The 13,391-nt window shown below is 75.3% G+C and carries 9 protein-coding genes and 3 tRNA genes (1 of these 12 running past the window's edge); 3 read left to right on the top strand and 9 right to left on the bottom strand.

All coding sequences use genetic code 11. The features are described 5' to 3' along the window. Together ABD353_RS19795 and ABD353_RS19790 are read right to left on the bottom strand one after the other, a co-directional pair. Positions 1-22, bottom strand: a tRNA-Arg gene (locus ABD353_RS19795); it reaches 154 nt to the left of the window's first position. 239 nt (positions 23-261) lie between these two features. Continuing rightward, positions 262-352, bottom strand: a tRNA-Ser gene (locus ABD353_RS19790). Positions 353-584: 232 nt separating this feature from the next. Between ABD353_RS19790 and ABD353_RS19785 the strand changes: the two genes are divergently transcribed. Then, positions 585-3,863, top strand: a complete 3,279-nt coding sequence (locus ABD353_RS19785; RefSeq protein WP_344624977.1) for a hybrid sensor histidine kinase/response regulator — start codon at positions 585-587, stop codon at positions 3,861-3,863. A 7-nt stretch (positions 3,864-3,870) separates the two neighbouring features. Here ABD353_RS19785 and ABD353_RS19780 read toward each other — a convergent pair whose 3' ends face one another. Then, positions 3,871-4,404 (bottom strand): DUF4396 domain-containing protein, encoded by a 534-nt coding sequence (locus ABD353_RS19780; RefSeq protein WP_344624976.1) that lies wholly within the window; start codon positions 4,402-4,404, stop codon positions 3,871-3,873. A gap of 89 nt (positions 4,405-4,493) precedes the next feature. Further along, a complete protein-coding gene (locus ABD353_RS19775) occupies positions 4,494-6,152 on the bottom strand; it encodes a long-chain fatty acid--CoA ligase (RefSeq protein WP_344624975.1) in 1,659 nt (552 codons plus the stop codon). A gap of 189 nt (positions 6,153-6,341) precedes the next feature. Between ABD353_RS19775 and ABD353_RS19770 the strand changes: the two genes are divergently transcribed. After that, complete coding sequence (locus tag ABD353_RS19770; RefSeq protein ID WP_344624974.1) at positions 6,342-7,100, top strand: group II truncated hemoglobin; 759 nt, start codon at positions 6,342-6,344, stop codon at positions 7,098-7,100. A gap of 19 nt (positions 7,101-7,119) precedes the next feature. Here the strand turns inward: ABD353_RS19770 and ABD353_RS19765 are convergent, their stop codons facing one another. Then, positions 7,120-8,025, bottom strand: a complete 906-nt coding sequence (locus ABD353_RS19765) for a DUF1906 domain-containing protein (RefSeq protein WP_344624973.1) — start codon at positions 8,023-8,025, stop codon at positions 7,120-7,122. Positions 8,026-8,166: 141 nt separating this feature from the next. Between ABD353_RS19765 and ABD353_RS19760 the strand changes: the two genes are divergently transcribed. Beyond that, positions 8,167-9,261 (top strand): EamA family transporter, encoded by a 1,095-nt coding sequence (locus ABD353_RS19760; protein ID WP_344624972.1) that lies wholly within the window; start codon positions 8,167-8,169, stop codon positions 9,259-9,261. 489 nt (positions 9,262-9,750) lie between these two features. Here the strand turns inward: ABD353_RS19760 and ABD353_RS19755 are convergent, their stop codons facing one another. From ABD353_RS19755 to ABD353_RS19740, 4 genes are all read right to left on the bottom strand, one after another. Further along, entirely contained in the window at positions 9,751-11,115 is a 1,365-nt protein-coding gene (locus ABD353_RS19755) for an FAD-binding oxidoreductase (protein ID WP_344624971.1), read from the bottom strand. A 137-nt stretch (positions 11,116-11,252) separates the two neighbouring features. Then, a complete protein-coding gene (locus ABD353_RS19750; protein ID WP_344624970.1) occupies positions 11,253-11,870 on the bottom strand; it encodes an antibiotic biosynthesis monooxygenase in 618 nt (205 codons plus the stop codon). A gap of 200 nt (positions 11,871-12,070) precedes the next feature. After that, positions 12,071-12,156: transfer RNA gene (locus ABD353_RS19745), tRNA-Ser, on the bottom strand. Between the two features lie 75 nt (positions 12,157-12,231). Then, positions 12,232-13,391, bottom strand: a 1,160-nt coding sequence (locus tag ABD353_RS19740) for a S1C family serine protease (RefSeq protein WP_344624969.1), incomplete at its 5' end; no start/stop codon positions are given.

Below are 13,391 nucleotides of genomic sequence, written 5' to 3'. Positions count from 1 at the left end.
CTATCCGTTGAGCTATGAGCGCTCGCCCTGGCGGCTGGCCTCCGGGGCGGTGCGGGGACAACATTACATGACCGTCGACCGGGGGTGAAATCGATTGATCCCGGGCGCCCGCGGCGCCTCCCCGGGCCCTTCCGGAACCGGCCGCGGACGGCCCCGGGGGCACCCCTCGGCCCGACCCCGGGCCAACCCCGGAGCGACCCCGGGCAGTCCCCGGACAAGCAGAGAGCCCCGCCGGCTGTTGCCGACGGGGCTCTCACGAGGCGGAGGCTGAGGGATTTGAACCCTCGATGGGCTTTAAGGCCCAAACCGCATTAGCAGTGCGGCGCCATAGACCGGACTAGGCGAAGCCTCCTCCACCCGGACCACGACCGGAACCCCGGACGCACTCCGTGCGCAAGTGATGATGCCACAGCCCACGGGCCCGACACCAACCACCGACAACGTTACTAGGCGGGTCGTCCACAGCGCAAAGAACAATGAGATACTGCCGGGGCCCGAGGAGAGCGCGAGCCGCGAGCGCCCGCCGTGACAACCAGCCGGCGAGCCCCGCCGACGTGGCCCAAGCCGTGAGGAGACCTGTCGACGTGAGCAGCAGGCCGACCCGAGGCGCTGCTCGCCTCGCCGCGATACTCGACGCACTGCCCGACGCGCTGCTGCTGGTGAACAGCAACGGCACCGTGGTGGACGCGAACAAGGCCGCAGTGGAGGCGCTGCAGGCCCCCGGTACCTCCCTGGTCGGGCGGGGCGTGCTCGACCTCCTGCCGGAGTTCGACCCCAGCCGGATCCCCGGTTCGATGCGCCCGGCCACCACCGAGGCGGAGGGCCTGGACAGGCCCGTCCGGATGACCGCCCGGCGCACCGACGGCGGGACCTTCCCGGTCGAGGTGTCCGGCAACGACTTCACCGACGACGGTGCCGCCGCCGAGGGCCGCGGCTACGTCCCCTACGACCCGTACCGCGAGGGCTCGGGGCAGGACCTGCTGCTGCTGCTCGTCCGCGACCTGTCCGGGCGCCTCGGCGTGGAGGCGGAGCTGCGGCGGCAGCACAAGCAGACCGAGATGATCCTGCGGGCGGCCGCGGAGGGCGTGCTCGGCGTCGACCTCGACGGCCGGGTGGTGCTGGTCAACCCGGCGGCGGCGCACATCCTCGACTACCGGGCCAGCGAGCTGGGCGGCCGTGAGCTGCACCCGCTGGTCCAGCACTCCCAGGCGGACGGCACCCCGCTCGCCCAGGAGGGCTCCGCCCTGATGGACACCCTGCTGTCCGGGCGCAAGCACCGGGTGCGCGGCGCCGTGCTGTGGCGCAAGGACGGCAGGCCGGTCACCGTCGACCTCACCACCGCCCCCGTCCGGGACGGCGAGCAGCTGGTCGGCGCGGTGATGACGTTCACCGACCGGACGAAGGAGCTCGCGCTCGTCGCCCGCAACGAGCACCTCACCGCCGTCCTGGAGACGGAGCTCGGCGACGCGCTCACCGCGCTGCACCGCCGGATCGACGCACTCGCCGCGGACCCGGCCGGGCAGCTGTGGCCGGAGGCCAACTGGACGCTGCGCCGGCTCGCCGACGAGTGCCGCCGGTTCGGCACCCTGATCGAGGGGGTGCTCGCCCACCAGGCCTTCGAGGCCGACGCGGAGAGCGGGCGCAAGCAGCTCAAGCGCAAGCCGGTCGGGCTGGACGCGGTCGTCCAGCGTGCCGTGGAGCACGCCGGCGAGCTGGTCGGCCCCGGGCGGGTGCGCTACTCGGTGCACGCGGCCGCGGTGGACGTGACCGCCGACCGGGAGCGGCTGGCCCGCGCCCTCGCCCACCTGGTGGCCGACGTCAGCGGCATCACGCCGTCACTGGACGCGCCCGGGACGGGCGCGTCGCCCACCCTCGGCGTGCCCGCCCTGCCGCCGGTCGGAGGGGAGGCCCCGATGGTGGTGGTCGCGGCCGCGCAGCGCGGCGAGGTCGCCCGGATCGAGGTCCGCGGACCGGCCCGGCAGTCCAGCCCCGTCCACCTGCCGATCGCCCGCGGCACGGTCGAGCGGCACGGCGGCGTGCTGCAGCGGCACGAACTGCCCGCCGGCGCGGGGACGACGTACGTGGTCGAGCTGCCGCTCGACCCGGCGGCGGGCCGGGGGGGGCGGCCGGCCGGCCGAGCGTGCCCAAGGAGACCGACACCGCGATGCTGCCGGACCTCCCCGAGGTGCGGCCGGCCGAGCGGCGGGAGAACGGCCAGGCCGGGCCGGTCGGGCGCGGCTCGCAGGAGCCCGCCGACCACGACCGCAGCGGGCCCGTCCCGCTCGGACCGATGGCGGTCGCCCCGGCCGAGCAGGCTCCGGAGCGTCCCGACCGGGTCGGCGGGGGCGACACCCCGCCGGTCGGCGTGCCGCTGGGCCCGGCCGCCCGCCCGGCGGCTGACGGCTCGTCGGATGCCGTGCCCGCCGAGGAGTCCCGGCCGTCCCGGCGGCGGCGCCGGGCCGCGCCCGACGAGACCCCGGCCGGCGCGATCGCCCTGCCCGGGGTGCCGGAGCCCGGCATGCCGGTCTACCCGGGTCTGGAGAACGCCCTGCCGGCCGGCCCGCCCGTCCGGGCCGCGCCGCCCGTGCAGCCGACCGGCCGCCGCCGGCGGGTCGCGGGGCCCCCCCCGCCGCAGCCCGCCCGGGGCCGCGCCGCGCCGGCGGCTCGCGGTGCCCGCCGAGCCGAAGCCGGCCGTGGCCGACGCCGCCCCGGAGCAGCAGTCCGCGGACGCCCTGCCGGTGCCGACCGCCGCCGCACCGGCCACGGGTGCGGAGCTCGAACCGGTGCGCCCGGCCGTGCCCGAGCCCGCCGTCCCCGTCCCGGCGCAGCCGCAGCCGGTCGGCACCGGCCTGGGCGAGCTGAGCCCGCCGCGGCCGCTGCAGAGCGCCTTCGCCGCGGCCTTCCCCAGTGCCTTCCCGCAGCCGGAGGCCGCCGTGAACGGCAGCCGGTCCGGTGCCCCCGAGCTGCCGGCGCTGCCCGCGCCGACCCGGCCCGTGGAGCCGGCCGCGCCCGCCGCGCCGGCCGCGCTGGAGCTGCGGACGCCTCCTCGGCCGCTGTCCGAGCTGGCCCCGGCCGGGGCGGCGCCCGTCCCCGCCGACGAGCCGACCGTGCTGGTGCCGGCGATCGACGGCGGCCCGCGGCGGCTGCTGGTGTGGCCCGAGCCGGACGCCTCCACCAAGCAGGCGCTGCAGGACCGCGGCTACCGGCCGGTGATCGTGCGCTCCCGGGAGGAGGTCGACGCGCAGGTGGCGGGCTTCCCGGCCGCGCTGTTCGTCGACCCGCTGACCGGGCCGATCACCCGGACGGCGCTGGAGTCGCTGCGCACCGCCGCGCTGAACCGGCGGGTGCCGGTGCTGGTCACGGCCGGGATCGGGCTGTCGGCCCGGGACGCGGCGTACGGCGCCGACCCGGCGGTGCTGCTGCGGGCGCTGGCCCCGCGGGACAGCGAGAACCACGCCCCGCGGGTGCTGCTGGTGGAGTCCGACCCGGACGTCGCCGGGGCGATGATCGCCAGCCTGGAGCGGCGCGGCATGCACGTCGAGCACGCTCCGGACGAGAACGAGGCGGTGGCCCGGGCCAGCAGCGTCCAGCCGAACCTGGTGGTGATGGACCTGCAGCGGATCGAGCGCCGCCAGTTGGGCCTGCTGGACTGGCTGCGCGCCAACGACCGGCTGCACCGCACCCCGCTGGTCGTCTACACCTCGGACGGCCTGGACCGGGAGGCCCTGCCGCGGCTGCGGACGGGCGAGGCCGTGCTGTTCCTCGCCGAACGGTCGACGACCGAGGACGTGCAGTCCAGGATCGTCGACCTGCTCGGCCGGATCGGCTCGCTCTCCGAGGCCGGTACGGTCGCCGGCGGCTGACGCCCGCTCAGTGGTGGGCGTGGGCCGCGGCGTGGCCGCGCCCGCGGGAGATCAGCCACCGGTTGACCGGCACGGTGAGGGCGAAGGCGACCGTCAGGGAGAACAGCAGGGAGGCCCAGAACAGCGGCCTGCCGAGTCCGGCGTCCATGGCGCCGGGCACCGCGACCATGACGGTGTTGTCGATCAGCTCCATGACCAGGATCGACACGGTGTCGGCCGCGAGGGCGACCTTCAGGGCCGCACCGAGCGGCAGGCCGGCCCGCCGCACCCCGTACATGGTGAGGGCGTAGCCGAGGACGAAGGCCAGCGCGACCGAGAGCGCGACGGTGGCGCCGGTGTGCAGGCCGAGGGCGGTGCCGACGACCATGCCGAGGATCTCGCCGGCGGCACAGCCGGTGAGGCAGTGCAGGGTGGCCCGGACGGCGGTGGACCAGCCGGAGTCGCGGCCGGCGGCCTGCTGCCCGTGACCGTGTGCGTGGTGCTGGTGCTCGTGGTGCGGGTGGGTGTGGTGCTCGGTCGGGTGGTGCGGGTGGTGCTCCATGGTGCGGGCTCCTCTCCCCTCGCGGGTTCCGCCAGACGGAACGCTATACCCCCCAGGGGTATTCCCGCAGTGGGAGAGGAGCCCGTCCGTCACTCCTTGCCGAGCAGCGTGACCGCGAGGCGGTCGGCGGCGTAGTCGGCCCGGATCACCTTCTTGTCGAACTTGCCGACCGAGGTCTTCGGGACGGCCTCGACGATCGACCAGCGCTCCGGCAGCTGCCAGGAGGCGACCCGCTCGGCCAGGAAGGCGCGCAGCTCGCGCAGGTCGGCGGTGGCGCCGGGGCGCAGCACGACGGTGGCCAGCGGGCGCTCGCCCCACTTCTCGTCCGGCACGGCGACCACGGCGGCCTCGGCGACCTGCGGGTGGGCCATCAGGTGGTTCTCCAGCTCGACCGAGGAGATCCACTCGCCGCCGGACTTGATGACGTCCTTGGCCCGGTCGGTGAGGGTGAGGTAGCCGTCCGCGGTGATGGTGCCGACGTCGCCGGTGCGCAGCCAGCCGTCCTCGCTGAACTTGTCCTCGGGGCGCTCCGGGTCGCGGCCGGCGCCGCCGAAGTAGGCGCCGGCGATCCACGGGCCGCGGACCTCCAGTTCGCCGGCGGCGCGGCCGTCGTGCGGCATCCGCTCGCCGCCGGGGCCGATCAGCCGGGCCTCGACGGAGGCCGGGAAGAGGCCCTGGGTGAGCCGGTAGGGCCACTCCTCCTCGGCGGTGAGGCCGCCCGGCGGCAGCGAGAAGGTGCCGAGCGGGGAGGTCTCGGTCATGCCCCAGGCGTGCACCACGTCGATGCCGTGGCGGTCCTCGAAGGCCTTCATCAGGGCGGGCGGGCAGGCGGAGCCGCCGATGACCACCATGCGCAGACTGGAGGTGTCGTAGGAGCCGGCGTCGAGCTCGTCGAGCAGGCCCGTCCAGATGGTGGGGACGGCGGCGCTGACGGTGGGCCGCACCCGGTCGATCATCTCGGCGAGCGGCTTGGGCTGGAGGTGGCGGTCGGGCATCAGCAGGTTCGCGCCGGACATGAAGGCGGTGTGCGGCACGCCCCAGGCGTTCACGTGGAACATCGGCACCACCGGCAGGGCGGTGTCCCGGGAGGTGAGGCCGAAGCTGTCGGCGGCCATGACCTGCAGGCAGTGCAGGTAGACCGAGCGGTGGCTGTAGACGACGCCCTTGGGGTCGCCGGTGGTGCCGGAGGTGTAGCAGAGCGCGGCGGCCCGCTGCTCGTCCAGCGCGGGCCAGGGGTAGTCGGTCGGGCGGCCGGCGATCAGGTCCTCGTACTCGTGGACGGTGCCGGCGAAGCCGTCGAGCAGCGAGCGGTCGCCCTCGCCGCTGACCACGATGTGCCGGAGGGTGTCGGCGAGCTGTCCGAGCACGCCGGCGAGCAGCGGCAGCACGCTGCCGTTGACGACGACCACGTGGTCGGCGGCGTGGTTGACGATGTAGGCCAGCTGCTGGGCGGGCAGCCGCAGGTTGAGGGTGTGCAGCACGGCGCCCATCGACGGCACCGCGAGGTAGGCCTCCAGGTGCTCCGCGTTGTTCCACATCAGGGTGGCCACCCGCTGGTCGCCGGTGACGCCGAGCTCGTCGCGCAGGGCGTGGGCGAGCTGTGCGGCGCGGGCGCCGACCTCGGCGTAGCTGCGGACCACCGGGCCGGTGCCGTCCCAGCTGGTCACGGTGGAGCGGCCGTGGACGGTCGACCCGTGCGCCAGGATCCGGGCGACGGTGAGCGGTACGTCCTGCATGGTGCTGAACACGCGGGTCCTCCTTGACCGGTGGTGGGTCTCGCGGGCGCCTACTCGCAAGTAGTCGCCGCTGACGTGCCGATTCTTTCCCCGGCCGGGGCCCGGTGTCAGCATCCGTGGCGGAGTTGAGACCAGCGTCTCCGGGGCCGGCCGGGCGACGGCACGGTTGCCCCCGCCGACGGCCCGCGCTTCAGTCGTCCCATGACCATCGAGTACATCCGGTACCGGCTCGCCGGGCCGCAGCACCGCGCCGCGTTCGAAGCCGCCTGCCGCGGGGCGGTGGCGGGCCTGGGCGGCGCCGGGGGGTGCGTCGACTACGCGCTGGAGCGCTCGGCCGGCGACCCGGACGGGTACGGGCTGCGGATCCGCTGGACCTCCGAGGAGGGGCGCCGCGAGTTCTGGGAGAGCCCGGAGGGCGGAGCCCTGGTGGCGGCGCTCGCGCCGTACGCGGAGCCGGCCGGGCTGTCGGTGGAGGAGGCCACGCCGGTGGCCGGGCGCGGCGGATCGACGCCGACGCTCTACACCTGGGCGGGCGGGGCGCCCGCGCTGGAGCGGCTGTTCACCCGCTTCTACGAGCGGGTGGACGAGGACGAGCTGCTCGCACCGGTCTTCGCCGGGAAGGACCCGGCCCACGCGCAGCACGTCGCGGCCTGGCTCGGCGAGGTGTTCGGCGGCCCGCCGCGGTACACCTCGGAGTACGGCGGGCACCGGCACATGGCCTCCCGGCACCTCGGCCGGGGCATCACCGAGGAGCAGCGCCGCCGGTGGATCGCGCTGCTCACCGACACCGCGGACGAGGTGGGGCTGCCGGACGACCCGGAGTTCCGCGCGGTGCTGGCGCACTACCTGGAGTGGGGCACCCGGATGGCGGTGCTCTACTCCGGGCCGAACCCGCCGCCGCTGCCCGAGGCTCCGGCGCCGCACTGGGACTGGGGGATCACCCCGCCGTACCGGGGCTGAGCCGGGCGGGACGGTGCCCTCAGCCGACGAGCGAGTCGAGTTCGTCGCGGTCGACGGTGAGGGCGTTGCCGCCGTAGGACTCCTGGACGTTGCCGCGGTGCTGGTGGATCCGGCCGTGGTCGGTCCACAGCTCGGGGTTGAGGGCGCCCGCGCCGTCGGTGGTGTTGGCGTGGTCGTCCCAGCGGGCGTACCAGACGGCGTCCGGCAGCGGGGAGCTGCCGGCCCGCGCCGCGGCGGCGAGGTCGGCGATGCCGGACTCGGCGCTGGAGTAGAAGCCGGCGAGGTGGCCGGCGGCGTGCAGGGCCTGCGTCCAGCCGACGGCGAAGTCGGTCACGGCCTGACTGCAGCGGCTGTCGCCGCGCGGGTACGCCTCGATGTCGAGGTAGACCGGGCTGCCGTCGCCGAAGCCCAGGGCGCGCATCGCCACGACGGCCTCGGCCGCCTCCTGCTGCCCCTGGGCCACCGCCCGCGCGGGGTCGATGTGCCGCGGCTTGCTGCCGTTGGTGCTGCACGGCGCCTGCAGGCCGACGTGGGTGGGGACGAAGCGCCAGCCCATCTCCCGGGACTGCGCCACCCAGTCGGCGGTCAGCCGGGACTGGGTGCAGCCGCGCTGGGAGCCGCTCACGTAGATGCCGACCGCGCCGTACGGGGAGTCGTCCCACCAGGTCTGCATGGTGGGGAGCGGCGGTGCGGTGCAGGCGTCGAAGCCGGGGCCCTGGTAGAGCTCGCCGGCGGGCAGCCGGCCGCCGGCGGCGGGACCGGCGGCCGGGTCGGCCAGCACGGTGCGGGTCAGCCGCGGCGCGGCCGGGAGCGGCGCGGCGGAGGCCGCCGGGGGCGGCGCGGCCGAGGCCGCGGGGACGCCGGCGGTGGCGAGCAGCAGGACGGAGGTGGCCACGGCCAGCGCGGCGGTTCCCAAGGAGCGCACGCCACAGTCGTACTGACGGATCGTCGGACTCCCGGGTCAGGCGCGCGCCGCCCGGCCGCCGATTCACCCGACCGGTGGGCCCGTCCCGCATAGTGGTAACGGGTTTGCGGCCAGGTGAGTCCTTACGTCAGACTCGGCGGCATGTCCGCTGCCAACACCTTCGAGCCGCTCCGCACGGCTCCCACCGGCGACGCCGTCGCCGACGCCTTCGCCATGCCGCCCTCCCCCAAGGGCGAGCCCGCCGGCGAGCGCGGTGGTTGGCGACGACGCGGCCCCGCCGCCGCTGCACCCCCGGACGGGGGGACGGGCACCCCCCGTACCGAACGGCACCGGCCACCGGCCGGCCGTCCCGAACGGACCACCACCCCGCAGCGGCGCCTGGGATCGATCCCGGCGCCGCTGCTGTGTGTGGCGGCCATGGTCACCTGCCAGCTCGGCATCGCCTCCTCCAAGTCGCTGTTCGGCGTGCTGGGCGTCGGCGGGGCCACCTTCCTGCGGCTGGCCGTGGCCGCGGTGGTCCTGCTCGCCGTCACCCGGCCGCGGCTGCGCGGCCGCAGCCGGCGCGACCTGGTCTCGGCCGTCCTGCTCGGGCTGGCGTCCGCCGGGATGACCCTGCTGTTCGCCGGCGCCACCGACCGGCTGCCGATGGGCACCGCCTCGACCATCGAGTTCCTCGGCCCGCTCGCCGTCGCCATCGCGCTGTCCCGCCGGGCGAGCCACCTGCTGTGGGCGCTGCTCGCGGCCGGCGGCGTGGTGCTGCTCACCCTGCTCGGCGAGGGCTCCGGCGGCGCGGCCCTCGACCCGGTCGGCCTCGGCTACGCCTTCGGCGCGGCCGCCTGCTACGCCGGGTACATCCTGTTCACCGACAAGGTGGGCGCGGTGTTCAAGGGCTTCGAGGGGCTGGCCGTCTCCTTCACGGTCGCCGCGCTGGCCGTCGCCCCCTTCGGCGCGGCCCCGGCCTGGCACGGGCTCTCCGCCGCGCCCTCGCCCGCCCTGCTGCTGCTCGCGGTCGGCGGGGTGGCACTGCTCTTCCCGGTGGTGCCGTACGCGCTGGAGATGACCGCCCTGCGGCGGATGCCGCAGCAAGTGTTCAGCGTGCTGGTGAGCCTGGACCCGGCGGTCAGCGCCCTGGTCGGGCTGGTCGTGCTGGGGCAGCTGCTCGGCGGGGTGCAGCTGGCCGGCATCGGCTGCGTGGTCGCGGCCAGTGTGGGGGCCACCCTGACGGCACGCCGCTGACGGTGCGCCGCTGACCGCACGGCGCCGGCGGCGGCCCACCCGCCCGGAGGACGGACGGAATGCAGGAGGGCGGGCGGTGCCGTGGTTCGGCACCGCCCGCCCGTCGGGCTTCGGAGACCCTTTCCGCGCCCTGGTGTCCGGTGTCCTCCCGGGGCGCCGCGGGCCGCTCCCCCGCTCGGCGCCCCCGCCGACGGGTGGTGCGGCCGTGTTGCTCGGCCGTCCGGGAGGACCGGCTCAGTCCGCGGCGGCCCCCGGTGCGCAGATCCGGTGCGGCGCGGTGAAGCTCCCCATGCATGTCCTCCGTGGCCGGGTTCGTCGGCGGGGCCCGCCGGAGAGAAGACTCCCGCAACAAATCGACAAAGGCATAGCTCGACGTACCCTTTTCGCCCTTTAGCGTGATGTCGAGCCGGTTGTCCTCAGCTCACCGCACACCTGCCGCGTCCGCCGGGGGCGCGCGGGAGCATCCGCACGCCCCGCCCGGCGAGGTCCTCAGAGGGCCTTGCCGGGGTTGAGGATGCCGAGCGGGTCGAAGACCGCCTTGATCTGCCGCTGGAGCTCCAACCCGACCGGACCGAGCTCGCGGGCCAGCCACTCCCGCTTGAGCAGGCCGATGCCGTGCTCGCCGGTGACCGTGCCGCCGAGGTCCAGCCCGAGCGCCATGATCTCGTCGAAGGAGGCCCGGGCGCGGGCGGTCTCGTCCGGATCGGCGGAGTCGAAGATCACCACCGGGTGGGTGTTGCCGTCCCCGGCGTGGCTGACCACGCCGATGGTCAGCCGGTGGCGCTCGGCGATCGCGGCGACGCCGTCGAGCATCTCGCCCAGCCGGGAGCGCGGCACCGCCACGTCGTCGATCATCGTGGTGCCGAGCCGCTCCATCGCGGGCAGCGAGAGCCGGCGGGCCTCCAGCAGCATGTCCGACTCGGCCTGGTCCTCGGCCGGGACGACCTCGCTCGCGCCGGCCTCCCGGCACAGCCGGGCCACCTCGGCCAGCTCGGCCTCCTTGGCCGGGCCGTCGAAGGCGACCAGCAGCAGCGCCCGGGTCGACTCCGGCAGTCCCATCCGGGCCATCGCGTTGACCGCGCGGACGGTCGTCGCGTCCATCAGCTCCATCAGCGAGGGCACGTGGCCCTCCGCCATCACCGCGCACACGGCGGCGCTCGCCGACTCGGTGCTGGGGAACTCCGCCGCCAGGGCGAGCTGCGGGGCCGGGGCGGGCCGCAGGGCGACCACCGCCCGCACCACCACGCCGAGGGTGCCCTCGGAGCCGACCAGCAGCCGGGTCAGGTCGTACCCGGCGACGCCCTTGGCCGTCCGGCGGCCGGTGCTCAGCAGCCGGCCGTCCGCCAGCACCACGTCGAGGCCGAGCACGTACTCGGCGGTGACGCCGTACTTCACGCAGCAGAGGCCGCCCGCGCCGGTGCCGATGTTGCCGCCGATGGTGCAGGACTCCCAGCTGGACGGGTCCGGCGGGTAGGCGAGGCCGTGGCCGGCGGCGGCCCGCGAGAGTTCGGCGTTCACCACGCCCGGCTCGACGACGGCGAGCCGGTTGACCGGATCGACCTCCAGGATCCGGTTCATCTTGACCATCGACAGCACGATGCAGCCGTCCACGGCGTTCGCCCCGCCGGACAGCCCGGTCCGGGCGCCCTGCGGCACCACCGGCACCCGCAGCTCGGTGGCCGTGCGGAGCACGTGCTGGACCTGCTCGACGGTCTCCGGGAAGACCACCACGGCCGGCGACCCGGCCTCGCAGAACCCGGCCATGTCGTGGGCGTACGAGGCGACCACGTCCGGATCGACGGCGACCGCCGCCTCCGGGAGCCCCGACACCAGCCGGTCGACCAGATCACCCACGGCAGCCTCCGTCTCTCGCACGTCCGTCCGCTCTGCACTCTGCCCCCGTCGGGCGGGCGCGGCAAGGACGGTGCGCGAACACCGATCGGCACCCCTGACGGGCGGTCAGGAGTGCCGGTGCGGTGGAGCGGGCGGGCTCAGCCGTGGTCGGCCGGCCGGTCCAGGAGGACCACCTCGAACTCCTCCAGGCTGCGGACGGTCACCCCGGCCGCCGGGACGTTCCGGGCCCGCAGGGCGGCCTGCGGGGCGCGCGAGGCCTCCAGCGCGGCGCGGTCGCGGAAGATCGTGCCGACCGAGGAGCGGCCCTCCGCGCGGTTCACCAGCAGGGTGCCGGAGACGAAGCCGTCGAGCCGGCCCATCTCGGGCAGCAGCGTGGTGCGGAACCGCTCGACCAGGTCGTCGATCCGGGCCGGGTCGATGTCCGCACGGACCATCCGGAAGCCCGCGCCGGGCGCGGCCGGGGCCGGCGGACTGAAGGCGGCGGCCTCCCACACGTCGACGGTGACCGTGCCCGCGAACGGCGCCAGCAGGGCGGCCCGGCGGGCCTTCAGCGCCTCGTCGCTGTCCTGCTGGGCCTGCTCGCTCTCCCACCAGGACCCCATGGCGATCTTTCCGACCGTCCGGTCGGCGAAGAGGCCGTAGCCGCGGTAGCCGGGACGGTCGGTGAGCAGGCCGACGGCCTCGGCGCGGAGCGCGTCGAGCGCTTCGTCGATCCGGGCGGGGTCGCCGGTGGCGTAGAGGGTGCGGACGTACATGGCAGCGGTTTCCTGTCGTCGGCCCGGCACGCTCCGCGGCACCGGGTACGGGCACGGCACACCTCCATCCGACGGCCCCGCCCCGCCCCGGGCAACGCGGACGACCCGAACGGGGGCCGCCCCCGCCCCCGCCCAACGCAGAGGGCGGGCACCGGCCGTAGCCGGTACCCGCCCTGAGCCGGTACTTCTTTCCTCACACGCGGAGGGTGTGGGATTTGAACCCACGGTGACCAGAGGCCACGACAGTTTTCAAGACTGTTCCCTTAGGCCGCTCGGGCAACCCTCCTGGCGGAGGTCAGCCTAACGGGTCGGAGCGGGTTCGGTGCACTCCGTTTCCGGGGCCGGGTGACCCCGGGCGGGGTCAGTTGTCGCCCTTGCGCTCGCCGAGGACGACGGTGGTCTTGGCGGCCTTGCCGTCGCGGGTGTACTCGACCTCGACCTTCTCGCCCGGCTTGTGCGTCCAGATCTCGGAGACCAGGGTCGGGCCGCTGTCGATCGGGATGCCGCCGAGCTTGGTGATGACGTCGCCGGGCTTCAGGCCGGCCTGGTCGGCGGGGCCGCCCGGGGTGACGGCCGGGGTGCCCTGGACGGCGTTGGTCTGGATCTGGGCGCCGTCGCCCTTGTAGTCGTCGTTGCGGAGCACACCGAGGATCGCGTAGACCGGCTGGCCGTCCTTGATCAGTGTCTCGGCGACCCACTTGGCCTGGTTGATCGGGATCGCGAAGCCGAGGCCGATGGAGCCGGCCCGGCCGTTGCCGCTGGTGTTGGACTGGATCGCCGAGTTGATGCCGATCACCGCGCCGGAGGCGTTGAGCAGCGGGCCGCCGGAGTTGCCCGGGTTGATCGAGGCGTCGGTCTGCAGGGCGTTCATGTAGGACGCCTGCGCCCCCGTCTCGTCGCCGGAGGCGACCGGGCGGTCCTTGGCGCTGATGATGCCGGTGGTGACGGTGCCCTCGAGGCCGTAGGGGGCGCCGATGGCGATGGTGGCGTCGCCGACCGCGACCTTGTCGGAGTCGCCGAGCGGCAGCGGGACGAGCTTGTCCTTCGGCGGGTTGTCGAGCTTGATCACCGCGACGTCGTAGCCCTGGGCACGGCCGACCACCGAGGCGGTGTAGGACGAGCCGTCGGAGAACTTCACGGTGAGCTTGCCGCCAGAGGCCGCCGGGGCGACCACGTGGTTGTTGGTGAGGATGTGGCCCTCGGTGTCGAAGACGAAGCCGGTGCCGGTGCCGGACTCCTGCGAGCCCTGCGCCTTGATGGTGACGGTGCTGGGCAGCGCCTTGGCGGCGATGCCGGCGACCGAGTCCGGGGCGCGGTCGGTGACCTTGCGGCTGTCGCTGACGCTGACGGTGGTGCTCGTCCGGCTGGTGCCGTCCGAGCTGTCGCCGCCGCTGACCGCTGCGCCGATGGCACCGCCGGCCACGCCGGCGACCAGGGCGACCGCGGCGATCAGGGCGACGAGGCCGCCGCGCTTGCGGCGCGGGGCCGGGCCGCCGACCGGCGGGTACGGGTACCCGGGGC

Origin of the sequence: Kitasatospora arboriphila (genome assembly GCF_039528095.1) — a bacterium.
GTDB lineage: Bacteria > Actinomycetota > Actinomycetes > Streptomycetales > Streptomycetaceae > Kitasatospora > Kitasatospora arboriphila.
This window is presented reverse-complemented; position numbering and strand designations above follow the sequence as displayed.

Bases quoted from the DNA above. Each gene is read 5' to 3' on its own strand.
- ABD353_RS19780 (WP_344624976.1), bottom strand. From the start codon at position 4,404: ATGGAGCACCACCCGCACCACCCGACCGAGCACCACACCCACCCGCAC.
- ABD353_RS19770 (WP_344624974.1), top strand. From the start codon at position 6,342: ATGACCATCGAGTACATCCGGTACCGGCTCGCCGGGCCGCAGCACCGC.
- ABD353_RS19760 (WP_344624972.1), top strand. From the start codon at position 8,167: ATGTCCGCTGCCAACACCTTCGAGCCGCTCCGCACGGCTCCCACCGGC.
- ABD353_RS19750 (WP_344624970.1), bottom strand. From the start codon at position 11,870: ATGTACGTCCGCACCCTCTACGCCACCGGCGACCCCGCCCGGATCGAC.